The organism is Sphingomonas sp. IC-11 (assembly GCF_021043365.1).
GTDB lineage: Bacteria > Pseudomonadota > Alphaproteobacteria > Sphingomonadales > Sphingomonadaceae > Sphingomonas.
In genome coordinates this window covers 1-629 of record NZ_JAJNDU010000015.1, presented here as the reverse complement: position 1 = coordinate 629, position 629 = coordinate 1, and the positions used below count along the sequence as shown (strand labels likewise).

Below are 629 nucleotides of genomic sequence, written 5' to 3'. Positions count from 1 at the left end.
CGTCCGGCGCGCGGAGCCGCCGTTCTCCAATGGCTGGCAATTGGCTTTTCTCGCCCGACAATATCAGGATCAAGCTGCCGACGTTTGCGCCCATAGTGGCTTCAGGTGCGTTGGACGTTTTGACGGCGGTAATCCCTGCCAGCTGGGAACCGCCATGTGCCATGTGCTCGTTATCGAAAATCAGTGGATCGTCGCGGATCATATGGCCTGTCTGGCTGAAGAAGGAGGAGCGACATCGGTTGCCATTGCCGCCACGAAATCCGACGCGATGGACGCCGCACGCGAGCGCATTCCTGCGATCATCTTGTCCGATGTAAACTCGTTGGAAGGCACTGGCCCCTCGGCGGTGGCCGCAATCATCGCCGAACACGGGGTTATTCCAGTAATCTACATTACGGCAACGCCCGCTGACTGCCCGCCGTGCAGCGCCGAGGTCGAAATTCTGAAGAAGCCGGTGGACGAGGCCGAGGTCCTGCGCGCCTTCAAACGGCTCGCGCCGCTGTAAGTGCAAACCCCAAGCTGGCTCAGGCTGCTCCCACGTACATTGCGAAAAATGCTGGTCAAACATCGAACAAAACTTCGCACGCCGCGATGCTTCGGCGCAGTTCGACCAAAATTGTCATGCCGCC

1 protein-coding gene is annotated in these 629 nt (G+C 59.3%); it reads left to right on the top strand.

The genetic code is table 11. The annotated features are described in order from the left end of the window. The coding region (locus LQ954_RS16060; RefSeq protein WP_231024065.1) for a hypothetical protein at window positions 1–505 on the top strand (505 nt) is incomplete at its 5' end. Window positions 506–629: the final 124 nt, after the last annotated feature.